Source organism: Burkholderia sp. Tr-20355, from assembly GCF_017104685.1.
GTDB classification, from domain to species: domain Bacteria; phylum Pseudomonadota; class Gammaproteobacteria; order Burkholderiales; family Burkholderiaceae; genus Burkholderia; species Burkholderia seminalis.
On sequence record NZ_JAAGPK010000338.1, the window covers coordinates 1 to 2,325 of the forward strand.

Sequence of the window (2,325 nt, forward strand, 5' to 3'; positions counted from 1 at the left end):
TGTGCGAGCACGGGCGCCTCGAACAGCGCGCGTACCGGCACGTCGCGGCCGAGCCGTTCCGCCACGCGTGTCGCGACCCGCACGGCCGCGAGCGAATGGCCGCCGAGATCGAAGAAGTGATCGCCGCGGCCGACGCGCTCGAGATTCAGCACGTCGCACCAGATCGCCGCGAGCGCGGTTTCGTCGCCGTCGCGCGGCGCCTCGTACGCGCGTTCGACGCGCACCGGCGCCGGCAGCCGCGCACGGTCGACCTTGCTGTTCGCGTTGCGCGGCAGCGCGTCGAGCACGATCAGTTGCGCGGGCACCATGTAATCGGGCAGCGTGCGGCGCAGGTGCGCATCGAGCGTCGTGGCTTCGACCGGCTGCGCGGCGGCCCGCGCATCGGTGGTCAGCTCGACATACGCGACGAGCTGCGCGAGCGCACCCTGCCCGTGCACGACCGCGCACGCTTCGCGCACCGCATCGTGCGCGGCCAGCTGCGCCTCGATTTCGCCGAGTTCGATGCGCAGCCCGCGCAGCTTCACCTGGTGGTCGACGCGGCCGATGAAGTCGAATACGCCGTCCGCGCGGCGGCGCACGAGGTCGCCGGTACGGTACAGCCGCGCGCCCGCCGCGCCGTACGGGTCGGGCACGAAGCGCTCCGCCGTCAGTGCCGGACGGTCGAGATAGCCGCGCGCGACACCGATCCCCTCGCCACCCAGATACAGTTCGCCGATCACGCCGACCGGCAGCGGATGCAGCCGCGCGTCGAGCACATGCGCGGTGCGCGCGCCGACCAGCGTGCCGATCGGCAGGTACGCGGCGTCGCCGAGCTTCGCCAGATCGTCGCCGGGCCGGAACATCCACAGCGTCGGCGTGATGACCGTCTCGGTCGGGCCGTAGCCGTTGACCACGCGAACGTTCGGCAGCGCACGGCGCAGCATCGCGAACGCTTCGCGCGACGTGGCCTCGCCGCCGACGGTCAGCGAACGCAGCGTCGGCGGCGCACCGTGCTGGAGCGCCCATTCGGCGAGTTGCGCTGCGCAGCCCGGCGGCACATAGGTCATCGTCACGCCGTCGCGTACCATCATCGCGCAGGTCTGCGCGGGCGGCCACAGAACGTCGGCCGTCACCGACACGGCGGCGCCCGACATGTATTGCGAAAACCAGCCTTCATGCGCGCCGTCGAAGTTGACCGACTGGAACAGCAGGAACACGTCGTGCTCGCCCGCGCCGTAGCGCTCGGCGATCGCCGCGCAATGCAGCGCGAACGATGCATGGTCGACGATCACGCCCTTCGGCTTGCCGGTCGAGCCCGACGTGTAGATCGCATAGGCCGCGTGGCCCGGCAGCACGTCCGGCAGCACGACGTGCCCGGCCTCGTCGAGCGCATCGATCGCATCGGCGCGCCAGACGCGCAGCGCCGGCAGTTCGGGCAGCGACGCGGCGCTCGCGCCGTCGGTCAGCACGTGCGCGATGTTCGCGTCGCCGACGATCTGCGCGAGCCGTTCGCGCGGATGCGCGGGATCGAGCGGCACGAACGCGGCGCCCGACTTCAGCACCGCGATCAGCGCGACGAGCAGGTCGACCGAGCGCTGCAGCGCGACGCCGACGCGCATCTCGGGCCGGACGCCGGCCGCGACCAGATGGCGGGCGAGGCGCGCCGCGCGTGCATCGACTTCGCCGCGCGTCAGCGCGCGGTCGATATCGGCGACACCGCGCGCGTCCGGCCACGCTTGCGCATGCGCGGCGATACGCGCATGCACGGGCACGAACGGTTCGGCATCGGTCGCGCCGGCCGGCGCGTTCCACGCAAAGAGCTGGGCACGCTCGTCGGCGGGCAGCCAGTCGAGATCGCCGACCGGCCTGTCGGGACGTGCGAGCGCATCGGTCAGCAGAGTGACGAATCGCGCGGCCAGCCGCGCGATCGCGTCCGCGTCGAACAGGTCGAGCGCGTAGATGAAAGCGGCGTCGAACGTGCCGTCGGGCGTCGCCTCGACGGACAGCGTCAGGTCGAATTTCGCGGACGGCGTGCCGGACGGCAGCAACGCGGCCGACGCCGCGCCGAGCGCCGGCAGCGCGCGCCGCTCGCCATACGCGGCCATGACCTGGAACAGCGGATGATGGCTCGCGCTGCGCGGCACGCCGAGCGCGTCGACCACCTGCTCGAACGGCACGTCCTGGTGCATCTGCGCGTCGACGAGCGCGCGCTGCGTGCGTGCGACCAGCGACGAGAAATCGCCGTGCGCGGGCACGTCGACGTCGATCGCCAGCGTGTTGACGAAGAAGCCGATCAGGCCGGCGACTTCCGCGCGTTCGCGGTTCGCGGCCGGCACGCCGACGCAG

General features: G+C 72.3%; 1 protein-coding gene. It reads right to left on the reverse strand.

What is annotated here, in order from left to right:
- The coding region (locus tag G3N62_RS35095; RefSeq protein WP_206141526.1) for a non-ribosomal peptide synthetase at positions 1 to 2,325 on the reverse strand (2,325 nt) is incomplete at both ends.